At 71.5% G+C, this 1,315-nt stretch carries 1 protein-coding gene and 1 pseudogene; one reads left to right on the top strand and one right to left on the bottom strand.

The window, feature by feature from the left end; all coding sequences use genetic code 11:
• A pseudogene (locus JNW87_RS38800) lies at window positions 1-247 on the top strand (type VII secretion integral membrane protein EccD); the annotation flags it as partial.
• A gap of 52 nt (window positions 248-299) precedes the next feature.
• On the opposite strand, the gene JNW87_RS38795 reads toward JNW87_RS38800, so the two are convergent.
• On the bottom strand, window positions 300-803 hold the full coding sequence (locus JNW87_RS38795) for an inorganic diphosphatase (RefSeq protein ID WP_109802630.1): 504 nt from the start codon (window positions 801-803) through the stop codon (window positions 300-302).
• Window positions 804-1,315 lie beyond the last annotated feature (512 nt).

Raw genomic sequence — 1,315 nt, 5'->3', positions numbered from 1 at the left:
GGATCCGCGTTGCTCGGCGCGGTGCTCGCCGGCCGGCCGGCTCCGCCGGCTGCTCGCGCTGACCGTCGGCGGGCTCGCCCTGGCCCTGGTCGCGGTGGCGGCCGGCGCCACGTACGCCCGGCGGCCGGTCTCCCCGTACCTCGGCCGGCTGGCCGACCTCACCGACACCGCGCTGGTGGTCTCCGTGGTGCCGGTGGCCTGTGCGGTGCTCGACCTCTACGACCGGGCCCGCGACCTGCTCGGCTGAGACGCGAAGGTCCGGGTCGCCGAGCGACCCGGACCTGTCACACGTCCGATGATCAGTGCGCCTCGCCGTGCTCGGCGGCGTCCTTGGCGCGCTGGTACGAGGCGCGGATCTCGGCCTCCGCCTCGGTACGCCCCACCCAGGTGGCGCCCTCGACCGACTTGCCGGGCTCGAGGTCCTTGTACACCTCGAAGAAGTGCTGGATCTCCAGCCGGTCGAACTCGCCCAGGTGGTGGATGTCGCGCAGGTGCTCCTGGCGGGGGTCCTCGTAGGGCACGCAGAGGACCTTGTCGTCGCCGCCCTTCTCGTCCGTCATCCGGAACATGCCGATGGTGCGGCAGCGGATCAGGCAGCCCGGGAAGGTGGGCTCGGGGACCAGCACCAGCGCGTCCAGCGGGTCGCCGTCCTCGCCCAGGGTGCCCTCGATGAAGCCGTAGTCGGCCGGGTACTGCGTGGAGGTGAAGAGGGTACGGTCCAGCCGGATCCGGCCGGTCGCGTGGTCCACCTCGTACTTGTTGCGGTGACCCTTCGGGATCTCAACCGTGACGTCGAAATCCATCTTCCACGCTCCCTCGTTTGCCCACGCTGGCTAACGGAAACCAGTGGCGCCGCTCCCCGGACAGGTGAATGCGCACCCGCCGGCTCCGGCCGCCGCATAGTGTTCGGACCGAAGTAGTGTCACCCAAGGTGCTTTTCGACGGGGGAGGAGGGGGTCGTGGGGAGGGAAGATTCACACTACCGCCCGGAGGGGGTTGACGGGCGGAAGTTCGGCGGTCCCGGTTCCGGCGGCGCCTCCGGGCGCGTCCCGGTCCCGGACGCCCAGTTTCCCCGCCTGCCGGGCGACCCCGGGCGTCGCCCGGACGCCGGCTCCGCGCCGGTCGGCCGGGCGAACCCGCAGCGGTACGGCCCTGACCCGGTAGGCCGGGCGAACCCGCCTTCGTACGGCCCGGAGCCGGTGGGCCGGGCGAACCCCGACTAACCTGGGCATGGCCAACGGTTATCGACGATGACTACGGGGATGCAGCCATGACCGGGCGCACGACAGTCGACGTACTGTCCTTGGAGGACTTC

The organism is Micromonospora sp. ATA51 (assembly GCF_016802855.1).
Taxonomy (GTDB): Bacteria; Actinomycetota; Actinomycetes; order Mycobacteriales; family Micromonosporaceae; genus Micromonospora; species Micromonospora sicca.
This window is presented reverse-complemented; position numbering and strand designations above follow the sequence as displayed.

What these genes read in the sequence shown, in the direction of transcription:
- JNW87_RS38795 (WP_109802630.1), bottom strand. Translation starts at nt 803, where the DNA reads ATGGATTTCGACGTCACGGTTGAGATCCCGAAGGGTCACCGCAACAAG.